The 17,528-nt window shown below is 41.9% G+C and carries 15 protein-coding genes and 2 tRNA genes; 14 read left to right on the top strand and 3 right to left on the bottom strand.

Annotated features, from left to right (window positions below; all coding sequences use genetic code 11):
- Positions 1-23: 23 nt before the first annotated feature.
- Together purC and purT are read right to left on the bottom strand one after the other, a co-directional pair.
- Positions 24-806 (bottom strand): phosphoribosylaminoimidazolesuccinocarboxamide synthase, encoded by a 783-nt coding sequence (gene purC, locus D0T18_RS03445; RefSeq protein WP_103013840.1) that lies wholly within the window; start codon positions 804-806, stop codon positions 24-26.
- A 175-nt stretch (positions 807-981) separates the two neighbouring features.
- Positions 982-2,265 carry a formate-dependent phosphoribosylglycinamide formyltransferase gene (gene purT, locus D0T18_RS03440; RefSeq protein ID WP_116440483.1) on the bottom strand — a complete coding sequence of 428 codons (1,284 nt, stop codon included), beginning with the start codon at positions 2,263-2,265 and terminating at the stop codon, positions 982-984.
- A gap of 140 nt (positions 2,266-2,405) precedes the next feature.
- Here purT and D0T18_RS03435 point away from each other — a divergent pair.
- The 6 genes from D0T18_RS03435 (at position 2,406) to D0T18_RS03410 (ending at position 8,936) form a co-directional block, all read left to right on the top strand.
- Positions 2,406-2,481: transfer RNA gene (locus D0T18_RS03435), tRNA-His, on the top strand.
- Positions 2,482-2,628: 147 nt separating this feature from the next.
- The gene (locus tag D0T18_RS03430; protein ID WP_116440482.1) at positions 2,629-5,328 is read left to right on the top strand and encodes an FtsK/SpoIIIE family DNA translocase; all 2,700 of its coding nucleotides are present in this window, start codon (positions 2,629-2,631) and stop codon (positions 5,326-5,328) included.
- A gap of 81 nt (positions 5,329-5,409) precedes the next feature.
- Positions 5,410-6,090: a CDP-diacylglycerol--glycerol-3-phosphate 3-phosphatidyltransferase gene (gene pgsA / locus D0T18_RS03425; protein ID WP_004108344.1), complete on the top strand. Its 681-nt coding sequence runs from the start codon at positions 5,410-5,412 to the stop codon at positions 6,088-6,090.
- Between the two features lie 111 nt (positions 6,091-6,201).
- Entirely contained in the window at positions 6,202-6,891 is a 690-nt protein-coding gene (locus D0T18_RS03420) for a CinA family protein (protein ID WP_162861133.1), read from the top strand.
- A 205-nt stretch (positions 6,892-7,096) separates the two neighbouring features.
- Positions 7,097-8,236 carry a recombinase RecA gene (gene recA / locus D0T18_RS03415; protein ID WP_064621600.1) on the top strand — a complete coding sequence of 380 codons (1,140 nt, stop codon included), beginning with the start codon at positions 7,097-7,099 and terminating at the stop codon, positions 8,234-8,236.
- 31 nt (positions 8,237-8,267) lie between these two features.
- Positions 8,268-8,936: a regulatory protein RecX gene (locus tag D0T18_RS03410; protein WP_064621599.1), complete on the top strand. Its 669-nt coding sequence runs from the start codon at positions 8,268-8,270 to the stop codon at positions 8,934-8,936.
- A 59-nt stretch (positions 8,937-8,995) separates the two neighbouring features.
- On the opposite strand, the gene thrC is transcribed toward D0T18_RS03410, so the two are convergent.
- Complete coding sequence (thrC, locus tag D0T18_RS03405) at positions 8,996-10,522, bottom strand: threonine synthase (protein ID WP_116440480.1); 1,527 nt, start codon at positions 10,520-10,522, stop codon at positions 8,996-8,998.
- A 200-nt stretch (positions 10,523-10,722) separates the two neighbouring features.
- Here thrC and D0T18_RS03400 point away from each other — a divergent pair, with 200 nt between their 5' ends.
- The 8 genes from D0T18_RS03400 to D0T18_RS03365 all read left to right on the top strand — a co-directional run bounded on the left by D0T18_RS03400 (position 10,723) and on the right by D0T18_RS03365 (position 17,448).
- Positions 10,723-12,000: a glutamate-5-semialdehyde dehydrogenase gene (locus D0T18_RS03400; protein ID WP_116440479.1), complete on the top strand. Its 1,278-nt coding sequence runs from the start codon at positions 10,723-10,725 to the stop codon at positions 11,998-12,000.
- Between the two features lie 38 nt (positions 12,001-12,038).
- Positions 12,039-12,557 carry a hypothetical protein gene (locus D0T18_RS03395; protein ID WP_004108325.1) on the top strand — a complete coding sequence of 173 codons (519 nt, stop codon included), beginning with the start codon at positions 12,039-12,041 and terminating at the stop codon, positions 12,555-12,557.
- Positions 12,547-13,359, top strand: coding sequence for a nicotinate-nucleotide adenylyltransferase (gene nadD, locus D0T18_RS03390; protein ID WP_012914348.1), 813 nt, complete (start codon positions 12,547-12,549; stop codon positions 13,357-13,359). The genes D0T18_RS03395 and nadD overlap by 11 nt, the downstream gene beginning before the upstream one ends.
- A gap of 96 nt (positions 13,360-13,455) precedes the next feature.
- Positions 13,456-14,478, top strand: coding sequence for a ribose-phosphate diphosphokinase (locus D0T18_RS03385; protein ID WP_032837849.1), 1,023 nt, complete (start codon positions 13,456-13,458; stop codon positions 14,476-14,478).
- A 91-nt stretch (positions 14,479-14,569) separates the two neighbouring features.
- A tRNA-Gln gene (locus D0T18_RS03380) sits at positions 14,570-14,640 on the top strand.
- Between the two features lie 114 nt (positions 14,641-14,754).
- Entirely contained in the window at positions 14,755-16,164 is a 1,410-nt protein-coding gene (gene glmU / locus D0T18_RS03375) for a bifunctional UDP-N-acetylglucosamine diphosphorylase/glucosamine-1-phosphate N-acetyltransferase GlmU (protein ID WP_116440478.1), read from the top strand.
- A 36-nt stretch (positions 16,165-16,200) separates the two neighbouring features.
- Positions 16,201-16,605, top strand: coding sequence for a ribosome silencing factor (gene rsfS, locus D0T18_RS03370; protein ID WP_004108303.1), 405 nt, complete (start codon positions 16,201-16,203; stop codon positions 16,603-16,605).
- Positions 16,606-16,629: 24 nt separating this feature from the next.
- Positions 16,630-17,448 (top strand): histidine phosphatase family protein, encoded by an 819-nt coding sequence (locus D0T18_RS03365; protein WP_064621533.1) that lies wholly within the window; start codon positions 16,630-16,632, stop codon positions 17,446-17,448.
- Positions 17,449-17,528 lie beyond the last annotated feature (80 nt).

Raw genomic sequence — 17,528 nt, 5'->3', positions numbered from 1 at the left:
AAAGGTACGAGCCACAACAATCATTATCGTTCTACGCAATCGTCAGGTTTGCGCACAGAGACATCCAAGCCTTCGCTTTGAGCTAAAGATGCAAGCCTATCGTAAATCTCTTCATAAGCAGGAATGATGTCGCCTAAATCGCGTCTGAACAAGTCCTTGTCCAAATGGCTTACCTCATTCGTACCAGCATTGCGCTTATCCCAAAGTCTGCAAGTATCAGGAGTTATTTCATCAGCGAGAAGAATATTACCTTGCGCGTCTACGCCCTCTTCAATCTTGAAGTCAACAAGCTGAACATCAATCTTGGAGAAAATATCCAACAAAGCATTGTTAACAGCATGAGCTTGACGAGTGACTTCCGTCATTTCTTCATCTGTTGCTAATCCAAGAGCTACAACGCCTTCTGGATTAATAAATGGATCGCCAAGCTCGTCGGACTTTACGCAGAACTCCAACAATGGCTTCTTTAAAGGTGTTCCTTCTTTAACGCTATAACGTTTTGCAAAAGAACCTGCAGCAGTATTTCGCATAATAATTTCCAGTGGGAACATGCGCATACGCTTTACAAGTTGTTCAGTATCGGAAATTCGTCCGAGGAAGTGGCTTTTTACGCCGCGCGCCTCAAGTAAATGGAATAGTAACGAAGTAATCCGGTTATTTAAACTGCCTTTACCTGCAATCTGAGCTTTCTTCAGACCGTTACCAGCTGTTGCCTGGTTCATGTATTCAACCCATAGCACATTGGTGTCATCGGTAGCATACAGTTTTTTGGCTTTGCCTTCGTACAACTTCTCAAGTTTTTCCATGATATGCCCTCTCTTATGTGCATTCACAGTTGTAGGCGCAAACCAACAATATTTGTAGGTTTACCTGACCTTTGCCAGCACGATTAGCGTAACAATTGTTACCTACAAAATTTCCCTTCGTGCATACCGTAAATTATTATCTTTTTTAACTCTTATGCCTTAATTTTCAATGTATCTAAGCATTTGTTTGTGTAGTTTTTAGCAACATGGCGATGCGTGTCGCATTTTCTCTAGCTTCTTCTTGCGTTAATCCAGTAGCTAAAGAAACTGCCATGCGTCTGTGACCATGCACAGAAGGCTTAGCAAAAATACGCAAGTTGCATCGATAATTTTCGCCAGATTGCAAAGCTTGAGCAATATTCGTAAAACCAACAGATTCTTCCGCCTTAATAACAATGGCGTGACTTGCTGCAACTTCATTATTTTTCAAAGAGAGCTCAGTATAGCTAGCTGTAACTGGAACTCCCAAAATAGCCAATGCATGCAATGCAAATTCACTGTAATGCTGCGAAATCATAGTTACCATGCCAGTATCGTGTGGGCGAGGTGACAATTCATTAAAAAGCAAAGAGCCATCAGTAAGCACGAATAATTCGACTCCATAAATGCCCCAACCTGTTTCGCCAGCTTCTTGCGCAATATCAGTCAAACCTTCTACAGCACGCTTTGCAATATCTTTCGCATTAGTGCGGATCGATTCAGGAATATTTGCAGGCTGCCAAGATTCTCTATAGTCTCCGTCTTGCTGACGCTGAGCGATCGGCTCACAAGTAGTAATTCCTGCGCAAGAGCTTATTGTAAGTACTGTAAGCTCATAATCAAGCGGAGCTAAAGCTTCAACAATAACGCGTGAACACTCATTTTCATGACCAGCTGCTGCACGCCTGCCATGCTGAGCTTCATTCCAAGCTGCAAGCAAATTTTCAGAACTACGAACTATTGACTGACCGTGACCAGAAGAGCTCATAACAGGCTTAACTACACAAGGATATCCAACTTTTTTAGCTCCATCCTCTAACTCTTCATAAGATGAAGCGAAACAATACGGTGTAGTAGGCAGCCCTAAATCTTCGTGCGCAATTCTACGCAAGCGCTCGCGATCCATTGCAATCGCGGCAATATCTGAGCTAGGAACGACTTGAATATTCTTTTTAGCAGCATCTTTCAAAACTTCAGTAGCAATAGCTTCAACTTCTGGAATAATAATGTCAGGATTCACATTGGAAATAAGTTCTTGCAATTCTTGCGGATTCGACATATCTAGCACGTGGTATTCGTGAGCTATTTGCATTGCAGGAGCGTTTTTGTAGCTATCGGCAGCGCATACTCGCACGCCTAATCGCATAAGCTCAATCGCAATTTCCTTACCAAGCTCGCCTGAGCCAAGAAGAAGTGCTGTCGTGTTGTTGCTATTTGCAGTTACGCCAAAAATGCGTTGATTTTGCTCAGAAAAACTCATACACCCATTGTTGCATTTGCCATTGTCGAATAATTGATGTTGCTACTACGACGCGCCGAAGTGTGTTGCTCTGGCGGAAATCTAGAAAATCGTGTATAGTATCCCTTTGTTGTGTGATTATGTATGTTTTCACGCGCATGGTGGCTATAGCTCAGTCGGTAGAGCATCTGATTGTGGTTCAGAAGGTCGCGCGTTCAAGCCGCGTTAGCCACCCCACTTAAACGGCTGGTAATTGACCAGCCGTTTTTTGTTAGTTTTGTAACCCTTCAAGCCAAACAGTACATAGGGTAAACTGATATGGTTAGGGTGTTTCCCGACTTAAATTGTGCGTGCGCAATGAAGTAATGCACAGAAGGAGTATTTATGGCTGGTAAGGCTTCACCTAGTGAACCATTGTGGGAGACAATTCTCCTGTTTGTGCCTAGAACTTTAGGAAAGTTAGTGCGCTCGCTTTTTGGTGTTGGAGAATACGATGAGGCATATCGCAGGGACGGTTTGTGCTTCGTTATGCTTGTTCTTGCGATTTTGTTCTGCGCATCAGAATGGTTTAGAGTTAGTGGGTTTATTGGAGTAGGTCTCCATTTTGTGTCTTCTAGTTTGCTTGGAATTATGAGCGTTGTTCTGCCTGTGTGGTTAAGCGTTGTTGCTTTTAGGTTGATGCGTAACAGTGGAGCTGGCTCTGGTAATCCTCGTGTTATTAGCGGATTTATTATTCTATTGTTGTCTGTTTGCTCAATTCTTGATATTTCTTCTGCACCTCGCGGAAAAGCGTTTAATTTAGACACTGTACAGAAGTCAGGTGGGTTATTAGGATTTGTGCTCGGATCTCCGCTATCGTGGGGTCTTTCTCGTATTTTTGCAATTATTATTTTTGTAGTAGCTGCTATTTTTTCGATATTAATGATTGCTCACCTTCATGTAACTGATATAGCTCAAAGTGTTGTTACTATTTTTGCTAAATATAACAGTAAAAAGTCTTCTGAAGATTTAGGAAACTCTGAAGAAGATAATTCTGAAAGCAAAACCAATTCTTTGGAATTTGCAGATGGCGTGCCAACTCACAATGAAGAATCGCCTAAAAATAATAGCGGATCTTCTCAAATGTCTTCTGTATTGAAACTGTTTAAATCATTCTTTAAGCGTAAAAACAGCAATAATAATGGGGAATTGCTTGACGAATATGCTGGAGATGACGCATTTTCGCATGCTGCTTCTCACGGTAATAGTGCAGATAATCCTGAAAGAGTTGAACCTCGTAAAGCAAGAACTGTGAGCAGCTCTTCAGACAATAATGCTGCAAATAATTCTCAATTTGAAAATGCTGATAATAATTCGAGTCGACTTACACCTAGAAGTGTTTCATCTTCATCAAAGCCTGTTCCTGAAGAAATATTGCCAAAAGCTCCTATGAGTGATTCCTCTTTATCTGCAAGCGATCCGTGGTCAAGTATTCCAGCTGAACGTATGGATCAATATCGCAGGGATCAAGAAGATTCAGATGATGAAAATGCTGCCGGCAGTGAAAGTGGTGCTGGCAATAATAATGAGCCTTCTTTTGATTCTTCCTCTGAACCTTACAAGCTCCCTGATTTGAATCTTTTGGCTTATGGCAAGCCTCATGTTGCGAGAACTCCAGCAAACGATAACGTTATTCGTGCGCTAACTTCTACTTTTGAGCAATTTGACGTCGACGCTCACGTTATTGGATTCCTTAGAGGGCCATCTGTTACGCAGTACGAGGTTGAGCTTGGTCCTGGTGTAAAAGTTGAAAAAGTTACGAATTTGCAAAAAAATATTGCATACGCTGTAGCTAGCACGGATGTGCGTATTTTGTCGCCAATCCCAGGAAAGTCTGCTATTGGTATTGAAATTCCAAACGTCGACCGCGAAATTGTGCATTTGGGAGATGTTCTGCGCTCGCAAAAAGCTATGAATGACCCTAATCCTATGCTTACAGGCGTTGGAAAAGATGTTGAAGGTCATTTCGTAACTGCAGCTCTCGATAAAATGCCGCATTTGCTTGTTGCTGGTGCTACTGGTTCTGGTAAGTCGAGTTTCATTAACTCAATGCTTACTTCGATTATTATGAGGGCAACTCCTGAACAAGTTCGCATGATTATGGTCGATCCTAAGCGCGTGGAGCTTTCTGCTTATGCTGGCATTCCGCATTTGCTTACTCCGATTATTACGGATCCTAAGAAGGCTGCGCAGGCTCTTGAGTGGGTTGTTAAAGAGATGGATGCTCGCTACGACGACTTGCAATTCTTTGGTTTCCGTCATGTTAAAGATTTCAACAAGGCTGTTCGTGAAGGAAAGGTTCATGCTCCGGCTGGATCTGAGCGAAAAGTTGCTCCATACCCGTATTTACTTGTGGTGGTAGATGAGATGGCTGATTTGATGATGGTTGCTAAGAACGATGTGGAAAGTTCTATTCAGCGTATTACTCAGCTTGCTCGAGCTGCAGGTGTGCATTTGGTTCTCGCTACTCAGCGTCCGTCTGTTGATGTTGTAACAGGTTTAATTAAGGCGAATATTCCTTCTCGTTTGGCTTTTGCTACTTCGTCTGCTACTGATTCAAGGGTTATTCTCGATACTGTTGGCGCAGAAACCTTGATTGGTCAAGGCGACGCTTTGTTCCTTCCAATGGGTGCTGCTAAGCCTCAGCGTGTGCAGGGTTCGTGGGTGAGTGAATCTGAAATTCGTAAGGCTGTTGAGTATGTTCGCACGCAGCGCAAGCCAAAGTATCGTGAAGATATTGAGCAAATGGCTCAAAAAGCTGATGCTCAAGCTCAAAGCAAGCTTAAAACTAGCGATATTGGCGACGATATGGATGAGTTGCTTCAGGCTGCTGAGCTTGTTGTTAGCTCGCAATTTGGCTCTACTTCAATGCTTCAGCGCAAGTTGCGCGTTGGCTTTGCAAAGGCAGGTCGATTGATGGATTTGCTTGAATCTCGAGGAGTAGTGGGACCTTCTGAAGGTTCTAAAGCTCGCGAAGTTTTGGTTCAGCCGGAAGATTTGCCAAAAGTTTTGGCTTTTATTCGTGGTGAGTCAGATTCGTTATAAGATATTGTATTGTTATGTGCAGTACCAAGTTGTGTGATGTGCTAGAAGTTTTTACTTTGCAGTAGAATGAAGGTTATGTGTATGAAGAAAAAAGCTAAGTCATCATTTTTTGCTGGCTGGAATTATGCTCCGAATATTGTGACTTATATCCGTATTTTGCTTTCGCTTGTTTTTATTGTTTTATATTTGAAAGCAGGTATATGGGGTTTTGATTCAGTTTCGTTGCGTTGGGCTGCGTTTGTGCTGTTTGTTGTAGCTGCTTCTACGGATAAGCTTGACGGGTGGATGGCTCGTAAATATCATAAGGTTACAGAATTAGGTAAGTTGCTTGATCCAATTGCGGATAAAATTCTTATTTTAGCTGCGCTTATTATTGCTTCTGTTTTCGGCGAAATTTATTGGTGGATAACCATCTTGTTCATGATTCGCGAAATTGCCATTACTCTTGTGCGAATTTATGTTGTTCATGTTCGTGGAAGGGTAATTGCTGCATCCTCTGCAGGAAAATATAAGACTCTTACGCAGTCGATTGGTATTGCAATGATTATTGCACCTCTTGTTGCAACTCTTCATGCTAATCCATTGCCTTCTTGGATGGTTTCTTACTATGCAGTTGCTTTTGGCTTGCTTGGTATTTCTTTGGGCTTTGCTTTCTATTCTGCAGTTTTGTATGTCTATAGTGCTTTCTTTGAGGGTTCTTCAAATAGCGAATCTCAAGTTGATGATGCAAAAAATGCAGTGCCTTTGTCTCCTGTGAAGTAAATAAAATATAACGAGTTAAACTTCTTGTTTGTAGCTTACGGTTTTTCATAGATTATCCCTAAAGGGTTTATGTTTTGGAAAATCGTAAGCTACAATCATATCGAGCGTATTATGAATAATTCTTCAGGTTTTAATACAGTTTCTTTAGCTGCGAATCTATTGGAAAAAAGTTTTATTAAAGGAATGCATATTGCTTCAGCAGAGTCATTAACTGGCGGGCTTTTGGCTGATGCTTTTGTTTCTGTTCCTGGTGCGTCACGAGTTTTTTGTGGATCTGCTGTCACTTATGATATTCATGCTAAATCCAAAATTCTTGGCGTAAATTCTAATCTTTTACAATCTGAAGGCGCGGTTTACCAGGATGTTGCTTTTCAAATGGCGATTGGAGCTGCTCAAATATATCGTGGCAGTGGATGGGCGTATGAGGAAGATTGTGAGTGTTGTGCAAATTTTCCTATTATTGGCTTGTCTACAACTGGTGTTGCAGGTCCTGGTCCTGATGGTAATAAACCAGCAGGTTTAGTTTATGCTGGAATATTTTTGCCTCAAGTTAGTGATGTTATGGATTCTGTTAAAGATGTAGCTCGTAAAGAACTTGAAAATGGCTGTGTGAGTAACGTCTATGATTATGATTTTGCTCAAATCGAAAGTCAAAGCGTAACTAAAATTGCGCCATCAAGTGCTGCTTTTGTTTTTGAATTGAGATTATCTGGCAGTCGTCAAGAAGTTCGCGAATCTACTGTATTTCAGTTATTGAGAATAGCCAATGACTTGATTGCTTATGTCGAAGATTGTAAGTAGTTGAGGTGTAATCAAGACACGCGCTATCGAACAAATGTTCGCATATGTAGTATACTTATGTTTGTCGAGATGATTTAAGCTGAGTTAAGTGTTTAAGTGCTTGGATTAAATGTTTTATCCACATTGCACAAAAATGCTTGTACTTGAATCTAGTATGGAACTAAGGTCGTTCGATACATAACGGCATGCGAAAGGAGTAGCATACATGGCGCAAACAAAAAGTAAAGGCAGTATTAATCGCCTTATTGATGCGGATAAAACAGATCCACGTCGCCAAGCAGCGTTAGAAACTGCTTTAGCCAATGTTGAACGACAATATGGAAAAGGTTCTGCAATGCGCTTAGGTGATAGACCTATGCAAGATGTAGAAGTTATTCCTACTGGTTCATTAGCGTTGGACACTGCTTTGGGGATTGGCGGTGTTCCTAGAGGGCGAATAGTTGAAGTCTACGGTCCTGAGTCTTCTGGTAAAACAACTCTTGCTTTGCATATTGTTGCAAATGCTCAAAAAAATGGTGGGGTAGCGGCATTTATTGATGCTGAGCATGCGTTGGATCCTGTCTATGCGCGAAAGCTTGGAGTAGACACGGATGCTCTTATTGTTTCTCAGCCAGATAATGGTGAGCAGGCATTGGAAATTGCTGATATGCTTATTCGTTCTGGTGCGTTAGATGTTATTGTTGTTGATTCTGTAGCGGCATTAGTTCCTAAAGCTGAAATCGATGGCGATATGGGAGATAGTCATGTGGGCTTACAAGCTCGCTTAATGAGTCAGGCGTTGCGTAAGATGACTGGTGCTCTTTCACAAGCTGGCACTACTGCTATTTTTATTAATCAGCTTCGTGAAAAAATTGGCGTATTCTTTGGTAATCCTGAAACTACCACTGGTGGTAAAGCTTTGAAGTTCTATGCGTCTGTGCGTATGGATATTCGCAGAGTTTCTACTATTAAAGAGGGCGAAGAAGCTGTTGGCAACCGAACTAAAGTTAAGATTGTCAAGAATAAAATGGCTCCGCCTTTCAAAACTGCTGAGTTTGATGTTCTTTACGGAGAAGGTATCTCGACTGAAGGTTCTGTTATCGATATGGGACTGCAAGCTGAAGTTATTAAGAAATCTGGTTCTTGGTTTACTTATGAAGGTGAGCAGCTTGGACAAGGTCGTGAAAACGTCCGTAAATTCTTGAAAGATAATCCAGCTATTACTGAAGAAATTAGCGAAAAAGTCAAAGCTTCGTTAGGTTTAATGCATCCTGAAGATCAATTCGCTGAAGATTCTGAACTAGATCAATTCGATGATGATTCTGTAGCTAAAAATTCTGCACAAAAGTCATCCGAATCGAAGTAATAATAAGATTACAGTGTAAAGCGAATGCAATATGCCTATTAGTGTAGAGAATTTTCTTCGCGATCATCCAGTAGAGCGTGCTGAAGAAAATGACGAAAGTAATAGTGTAGTGACACATACTCGCAAAAAAATATCGCATAAGTCAGTACTTTTAAGCGCAAAAAATAATACAAAAAACATGCCGTATGTAAAAAACGCTAAAGTAAGTGATTTAAGCGACGAACTTTGCAATAGTAGTGAAGATGATTGCAGGGAAGCTGCTTTAAGGCTTTTAGATTATGCTCCTCGCTCTGTGATGAACATGCGCAAAAGGCTTAAAGAAAAAGGTTACACGGAAGTTGCTGTTGACGCGGTTATTCATCGCTTGCTTGAATTGCATCTTCTCGATGACAATCAATACGCTCAAATGGTGATTCGCTCTTGCGCAGTGAGGCTTCTTGGTGCTAGAGCTACTCGAATGGAATTGCAGCGTAAAAATGTTGATCCTGCTGCTATTTCACAAAATGTAGCTTCTGCTCAAAACTCTGGAGTATTCACTGAAGCAGCGTGGGAACTCGGTCGCAAAACGGCTTCGCGCACGAGAAATCTTGAGCCTTTAGTTCGAAGACGAAGATTTTTCGCAGCAGCTGCAAGAAAAGGTCATGATTTAAACGTTATTAACGAAGTGTATGCAGCTTTATTTGAAAGTAATAACGAATGAATAGTAAAAGAGGCTGGATTATACAAGTAAACCAGCCTCTTTGGCTTAAAACTTTATGATTATTTTGCGAAATTATGCGCTTGAGCTAAAACATACTCAGGCATATCTTCAACATTAATAACATCATTAAAGCGTGGAGTTTTATTTTCAAGATTTCTAAGCATGCTTGGAGCTTTAGTTCCTGTAGCTTTACTAAGAGCGTCCATGCATTTGAAATCATTCATATCTTGCACATGCTCAATATTCAAAGCTTCAGCAACAACGCGAGGGAATTTGTATGGGCTTGCAGTGCTTAGCAATACTCTAGGTGTGCTTTCGTCATGTGGAATATTTTGCATAACGAAGAATCCGCAAGCAGTATGTGGGTCGATTACATACTTGTACTTGTTCCAGCAGTCATAAATAGCTTCGCGAATTTGATCTTCATTTGCCCAACCGCAGCCAAACAGTGAGCGAATCTTTGCAAGCACATTTTCTGGAATCTCAAAAGCGCCCCACTGCTGTAAATCGTTCATAAGCATTTGTATTAAACGCGTGTCTTTATCGCACATGTAATAAAGCATTCGTTCCAAATTAGAAGAAACCAAAATATCCATAGAAGGAGCAACAGTGTGATGGAATGAGCGCTGACGGTTATAAGTGCCGCTTACCAAAAAATCAAACAAAACATTATTGCTATTGCTTGCAACAATAAGATGTTTTACAGGAAGACCAAGCATTTTTGCGTAATATCCAGCAAGAATATCGCCAAAATTGCCGGTTGGTACGCAAAACTCAGCTTCGTCTCCAAGAGCTATTGCTTTACGCTCAACAAGTTGCTTATAAGCCGCAAAATAGTACACGACTTGCGGCACGAGTCGTCCAACATTTATTGAATTAGCAGAAGACAATTCAATATTCGCAGATTCTTCAATATTTTTATTAAGCTCACTATTGGTGAAAATCTGTTTTACGCCAGTTTGAGCATCGTCAAAATTGCCTCGAACTGCGCAAACTTTCACATTTTCGCCCACCTGCGTAGTCATTTGCAATTCTTGAACGCGGCTAACTTTTCCTTCTGGATAAAAAGTAACCATAGAAGTGCCTGGAACATCAGCAAAACCAGCCAAAGCAGCTTTACCTGTATCTCCAGAAGTTGCAGTTAGAATCATAACGCTTTTTTCAATATCAGATTCGTTCTCGTGTTGAGTTTTAGTGCGAGACATTAATTGTGGCAACATTTGCAAAGCAACGTCTTTAAACGCGCAAGTAGGACCATGGAAAAGTTCCATAACAAAATCGCTAGTGTTTCCAAGCTGCTGAAGTGGAGTAATAGCGTTATTAGCCCATTGATTGCCGTATGCCAGTTTAATGCAAGAAGAAAGCTCTTCTGAAGTATAATCAGGCAGCAACAGTTGCAAAATATCCTGCGCAATTTCTTGATACGATTTGCCTTGCAATTTAGAAATATCGTAACGTTCGCTACCAAGGCTATCAGCTACAAATAATCCGCCATCTTCAGCAATTCCTTTACGTATTGCCTCTTTTGATGTGCATGTTGGCTTAAGCGAACGAGTGCTATGGAAAATAGTTGTATCTGCTGCCATAATAACTCCGTAACCGTCTGTTTATAAAAAATATTTTTTACTTACATAGATTATTTATGTAAATTATTTACACAACTTATATCAAATTATGGTACCTGAAGTACTGGGCGAATGGGCGTGTGCTAATCTCATATGTATAAATGCTTTTGTTTTACTATTAATTAATTGGCGATTAGGCAAATAATCTATAGGGGGAAACGTTGTCTGTTGATGATTTAGTGAATGCTCGTGCGGATTGTGCGCGCAAAGCGTGGCGTAATTTTGCTCATGCAGACACTCGCGCAAAAAATGCGCTTCTCGAAAAAATGGCAGATGCCTTAGAATCTTCAGCTTCAAATATTGCTGAGGCTAACAAAAAAGATCTTAAAGAAGCTGAAGCTAAAGGAATGGATGCTGGAAAGCTCGACAGGCTTAAATTTGACGAAGAGCGAATCCAAGCTTCTGCAAAAAGCGTGCGAAAAATTGCACAATTGCAAGATCCTGTAGGAGAGGTTGTTCGCGGATACACTCTTCCTAATGGCATTAAACTTTCGCAAATTCGAGTTCCAATGGGCGTTATGGGAATGATTTACGAAGCTCGTCCAAACGTAACTATTGATGTAGCTGCTTTGTGTATTAAATCTGGAAATGCTGCGATTTTGCGTGGTGGAAGCGCGGCTCTCCATACGAATCAGGCGAGTATTGAAGTTATACAATCGGTTCTTAAAAATTCTAACTTTAGTGCTGATTTGATTCAGTCTGTTGATGATTTAGGAAGAGACGGAGCTACGTCAATGATGCATGCTCACGGTCATATTGATGTGCTTGTGCCTAGAGGTAGCGCAAATCTTATTGCAGCAGTTGTTCAAGAATCTACGGTCCCTGTTATTGAGACTGGAGCTGGAAACGTACATATTTATGTAGATAAAAGCGCTGATATTAAAAAAGCTGTACCGATTATTATTAATGCAAAAACGCAACGAGTGGGCGTGTGCAACGCTGCTGAAAAATTATTAGTGCATAAAGCTGTTGCGCAAGAATTTTTGCCAAAAATCGCTGCTGCTTTAGCTGAGCATAATGTAATTTTGCATGCAGATGATAAATCTTACGATATTTTACAATCCGCTAATATTCAAGGATTGCAGCTTGAGTGTGCCACTGAGGAAGATTGGAAGCGAGAATATTTGTCGCTGAATATGGGTGTGAAAGTTGTAAATGATTATACTGATGCAGCTTCTCATATTGCGAAATATTCTACTGGTCATACTGAAACCATTATTGCTGAAGATTATTCAACTATTCAAAGTTTTATTGCAAGTGTTGATTCCGCTGTAGTTATGGTAAATGCTTCAACGCGCTTTACGGATGGCGGCGAGTTTGGTTTTGGTGCAGAACTTGGTATTTCTACGCAAAAATTGCATGCAAGAGGCCCTATGGGTTTGTTTGAAATGACAACAACCAAATGGATCGGCTACGGAGATGGGCAGATACGCGAGTAGTACTGGTTTTAATAGTTACGTGGCGGTAAGGTAAGAGTATGCCTAATAATGACGTGAATTTGAGTACAGCTGAGGCGCTTGATGTTGCTGCTGAACGTTTGTCCATTGTGCGATATGTTTTTTTGGTGCAAATTGAAGATGGTATTGCTTCTGCATCGCAACGTTCATCGCTTGAGTATGCTGACGCAGTGTTGATGGGCTGGCCAGATTCTGATTCGAATGATGTGACTATTCCTGATGAAACTTCGTTTAATAATGTTCTTAAAAATGTTCGCAATATGGAAAAGAATATTATTAAGTTTAGCGAATTAGAACGTGATCATGATATTGATGGCATGACATCCATGCTTGCTAAAATTTCGGAATCTGTAGCGAAAATTCGTGGTGCGTATCAACCAGATTTCCCTCTTCCAACTTTTGCCGAAATCCAGCGTGTCGTAAAAGATGAGTGGGATGAAGAAATGGGCAATATTAATCCGGATAGTGCAAATGTTGCATCTGGATTAGTGAATGAAACTCAAGTGGAAGACAAGGAATCTGAAGCGAATGAGTCCTGAAATTCACGAAGATGCAGAACGTCGCATGTCTGACCTATTTCATGGCGCGTTTACTGGTAAAGAAGCGGCTCCTCCTGCGGTTGTGAATTCAGTTCATAAACGTACTTCTGCTCGTGGCAATGTGCATGAACGTCAGCGCATTGGAATTATGGGCGGCACATTCGATCCAATACACAATGGTCACTTGGTTGCGGCTTCGGAAGTTGCTTGGGTTTATGATCTTGACGAAGTTATTTTCGTTCCTACCGGTAGGCCTGTTTTTAAGCTTGATAAAAAAGTTACGAATGCAGAAGATCGTTATTTAATGACTGTTATTGCCACAGCCTCAAATCCAAAGTTCACTGTTTCTAGGGTTGATATTGATCGCCCTGGAGTTACTTATACTATCGATACTTTGCGAGATATACGTGCTCAACATCCTGATGCGGAACTTTTCTTTATTACTGGAGCTGACGCTATTGCTGAAATAATGCAATGGAAAAATGCGCGCGAAATGTGGAATTTGGCTCGATTTGTGGCTGTTACTCGTCCTGGCTATTCGAGGCCAGAAAAGTTAGCAGATTCTAATTCTCCGTTAATGCCTCGCCAAATGCATACGAATGATACTGGTATTGCAGCGAATCGTGACGATATGGTTCATTGTGATTCTACGCATTTGCCGGTTGATATTTTAGAGATTCCAGCGTTGTCTATTTCTTCTACTGATGTTCGTCGTCGAGCTGAGCATGGTGAGCCGGTGTGGTATTTAGTTCCAGATGGAGTAGTTCAATACATAGTTAAGCATGGTTTATATCGTGCGTAATTATTGATTTTGTAGGCTTGTCGTTTATCGTCTGTGCAAAAAGTTAGTATTGATTATGTTCATTTCGCGAATTAAAGCGAACTAATGTTTGGAGATATGGTGAGCATCGTCCTTGAAGGAAAGCCAGATAAAAACCTTGTTCTCGTTACCGGTCGCGCACATCCGAAGCTTGCTCGTGATGTAGCTGATCAGCTTGGAATTGATGTACTTGAAACTACGGCATACGATTTTGCTAATGGTGAAATGTATGTTCGCTATACGCAATCTGTGCGTGGTACAGATGTATTCGTGCTTCAAAGCCACAGTGATCCTGTTAACAAGTCCATTATGGAACAGTTAATTATGATTGACGCTTTGAAGAGGGCTTCTGCTCGTTCAATTACTGCAGTATGCCCGTTGCTTGGTTATTCTCGACAAGATAAAAAGCATCGCGGTCGCGAACCTATTTCTTGCCGCTTGATGTTTGATTTGCTAAAGACTGCTGGTGCTGATCGCATTATGAGCGTCGATTTGCATGCAGCTCAGTCTCAAGGATTCTTCGACGGTCCTGTTGATCACTTGATTGCTATGCCAGTTTTGGTTGATTACGTACGTGATCGTTTCCGCGATGATCTTGCAAACGTAACTGTTGTGTCTCCTGATGCTGGTCGTATTCGCGTAGCAGAACAGTGGGCTCAGCGCTTAGGTGGCGGTCCTTTGGCTTTTGTGCACAAAACTCGCGATATCACTTGCCCTAATAAGACGGTTGCAAATCGCGTCGTTGGTGACGTTGCTGGACGCGATTGCGTTATGGTTGACGACTTGATCGATACTGCAGGAACTATTGCAGGAGCTTGCAATGTGTTGAAGGAAGCTGGAGCTAAGTCTGTTACAGTTGTTGCAACTCACGGCGTGCTTTCTGGTCCTGCAGTCGAACGTTTGAAATCTTGTGGTGCTAGGGAAGTTGTTTTGACTGATACTGTGCCTATTCCAGAAGAGAAGCGTTGGGATGGTTTGACTGTTCTTTCAATTGCTCCGCTTCTTGCAAGTGCTATTAAAGCAGTGTTTGAGGATGGTTCGGTTGCTAAGCTTTTTGACACTTATCCTGAGCATCACGGACAAGGATTCTTATTTGCTTAAGTATTGATTTCGTACGGTTTGCTTTTCGGCACGCCAATTTGACGTTTTTCGATATTATGGCATAATAGTGACTTGGCGGTTTTTCCGCCGTTCCCTCATGGTGTAATGGCAGCACACGGGTCTTTGGAACCCTTTGTCTTGGTTCGAATCCAGGTGAGGGAGCTTACTTGAAGCGCTACTCGTTGAATCGAGTGGCGTTTTTTGTTTTGAACGCTGCTAATAAGTAATAGAATTACATACAGCGAAATTTATTAAAATAGTATAAGGAGCGTATGCGTGGAAAAGCATGATGTAACTGCGGCAATAATTTTGGCAGCAGGCGATGGGACGCGTATGCGTTCAGAAACTCCGAAAGTACTACATCCATTTGCTGGTAAAACATTTCTCAATCGTGTTATGGATGCCATGAATGGCGTAAATCCTAAAAAACTAGCTGTAGTTGTGCATGCTCAAGCTGAACGCGTAGCTGCTGCTGCTATTAGCTATAACGAAAATGTGCATATTGTAAATCAGGACGAAACTCCTGGAACCGGCAGAGCAGTGCAATGTGCTATTAAAGATCTTAACGAAATTGCTAAAAACGAAACTGGTGAAGCATTAAAAGGAGCTGTGCTGATTGCCGCAAGCGATATGCCGCTACTTGATACGCAAACTTTGCAGTCTTTAGTTGATTTTCACAATAATAATAACAATGTGGCAACAGTTCTTACAGCAGTATTAGACGATGCAACTGGATACGGTCGTATTGTGCGCGAAGCAAACGGTGACGTTTTGCGTATTGTTGAGCATAAGGATGCAAATGCTGGAGAGCTTGCTATTCATGAAGTGAACACTTCTGTATATGTATTCGATGCGACTGTATTATGTGACGCAATTGCAGATCTTAACTCTCAAAATGCCCAAGGTGAGTTCTATTTGACTGATGCTTTGGAACATGCCCGAAAGTTTGGTCATGTTGGTGCAATGTCTGCTCCAGATCCGCTTACTGTAGAGGGCGTAAATAATCGTGTGCAATTAGCTGCGCTCGCAAAAGCACATAATAAGCGCGTGTGCGAAAAATGGATGCTTGAAGGTGTAACTATTCTTGACCCTGATACTACTTGGATTGAAGATAGTGTTACGCTCGCACAAGATGTTACTGTGCTTCCTGGGTGCTTCCTTCAAGGTCGTACTACGGTTGCAAGTGGTGCTGTAGTTGGCCCTTACACGACTCTTATTGATGCGCAAATTGATGAGGATGTTGTGGTTGAACGTTCGCGTGTACAGGAATCGCATATTTGTAGGGCTGCAAACATTGGTCCTTGGACGTATTTGCGTGCAGGAAACGTACTTGGTGAGGAAAGTAAAGCAGGAGCTTTCGTAGAAATGAAGAAAGCTCATATTGGAAATGGCACTAAAGTACCTCATTTAAGCTATATTGGCGATGCTGATTTGGGTGAGCATACGAATATTGGTGGCGGTACGATTACTGCAAATTATGACGGAGTGCATAAGAATCATACTACGATTGGTTCTGGTGCTCACGTTGGTGCAGGAAACCTGTTTGTAGCACCGGTTACTGTGGGAGATGATGTTACTACCGGCGCTGGATCGGTGGTACGTCACGATGTTCCGGCTGATTCTATGGTGTACTCTGAAAATACTCAGCATGTAGTCGAAAATTGGAAGCCAGCTTGGGAACGCTAAAAAGCGTTTGTTGGAGAATTAAGGAGTAGTAACGTTATGACAGCTTTAGAAAGCTCAATTAGTGCAATTCGTATTGCTGCCGCTGCTGCAGACCGTTTGAAAGCAACGAACGAGCAGGCTTTTGATGTAAGCGATTTGCTTGGTATTACGGATGCTATGTTAGTTGTTTCTGCTTCAAACGAGCGTCAAGTATTGGCTGTTGCAGAAGAAATCGAAAAAGACTTGTACTTGAAAGACAACAAACGCAAGGCTTTATCTCGTGAAGGCTTGGAATTAGCACAGTGGATTTTGCTTGATTTTGGCGATTTTGTAGTTCATGTAATGCATGAGGAAGCACGAGCATTCTACCGCTTGGAACGCCTGTGGAATGATTGCCCGGCAATCGATTTGCAGCTGCCAGAGCATGCTAGCGAAACTGAAGATTCTAGCAAAACTGAATAATAAGAAGAAAGTACGGTACAAACCATGGTTGATTTCGTAGAAAATGTTGCGAGTAACGTAAATAATTCCATTAATAGTGCGCATGAAGGAATTGCTCGTTCTGTTATGCTTATTCGCCACGGTCAAACTCCGTATAATGCACAGTTCCGTTTGCAAGGCATGATTGATATTGCTTTGGATGAGTCTGGAATGGATCAGGTAACTCGCTCTGGAAAAGCTTTGCGCGTGCTTTTTGGTGCTTCTGACTTAGAAGATCCAAAGGATCCGAACAGCGCTGAGCATGTGCGCATTACAGCGGAAGAAGCGGACGCGAGTTTTGTGGCGATTGCTTCTCCGCTTATTCGCGCGCAGCAGACAGCTCATGCTTTTGCAGATAAGATTGGGCTTCATGTGCAAGTTGAAAATGGTGTGCGCGAGCGTTTCTTTGGCGAGTGGGAAGGTTTGAATCGCCAGCAGATTAGCGAACAGTGGCCGGAAGATTTCAAAGCTTGGGTCGAAGGTAAAGGCGGGGAGCTTCGTCATGGTGCTGAAGCTAAGCAGGAAGTAGGAGAGCGCGCTGCTACTGCAGTAGAAGATTGGACTCGCAAAACTGGCGCAGACCGCGATTTGCTAGTGTTTTCGCATGGCTCTTGCCTTTCGCAAACTGTTCATAAGCTGCTTGGATTAGATAAAGTAGATCCTTCTTACAAAACGATTGGTGGCATGGGAAATGGCCGCTGGGCGCGCTTAATTCCAAGTCTTAACGCGGATGGTTCGATTCATTGGCGTTTGGATGCTTATGATCAAGGTCCTGCAGCTGACCCTACAAGCCAGCGTCTTATTCGCATTTGGGGGGCGGCTTAATCTGCGTAATATCTCCTTTTTACCGCTTAATTACCGAAAGCTACCGTTTAGCGATTTTGTAAAGACAGACTATTTACAGT

The organism is Gardnerella swidsinskii (genome assembly GCF_003397705.1).
Lineage (GTDB): Bacteria > Actinomycetota > Actinomycetes > Actinomycetales > Bifidobacteriaceae > Bifidobacterium > Bifidobacterium swidsinskii.
Note: the sequence above shows the minus strand (reverse complement) of the source record. Positions and strands in the feature narration are given on the sequence as shown.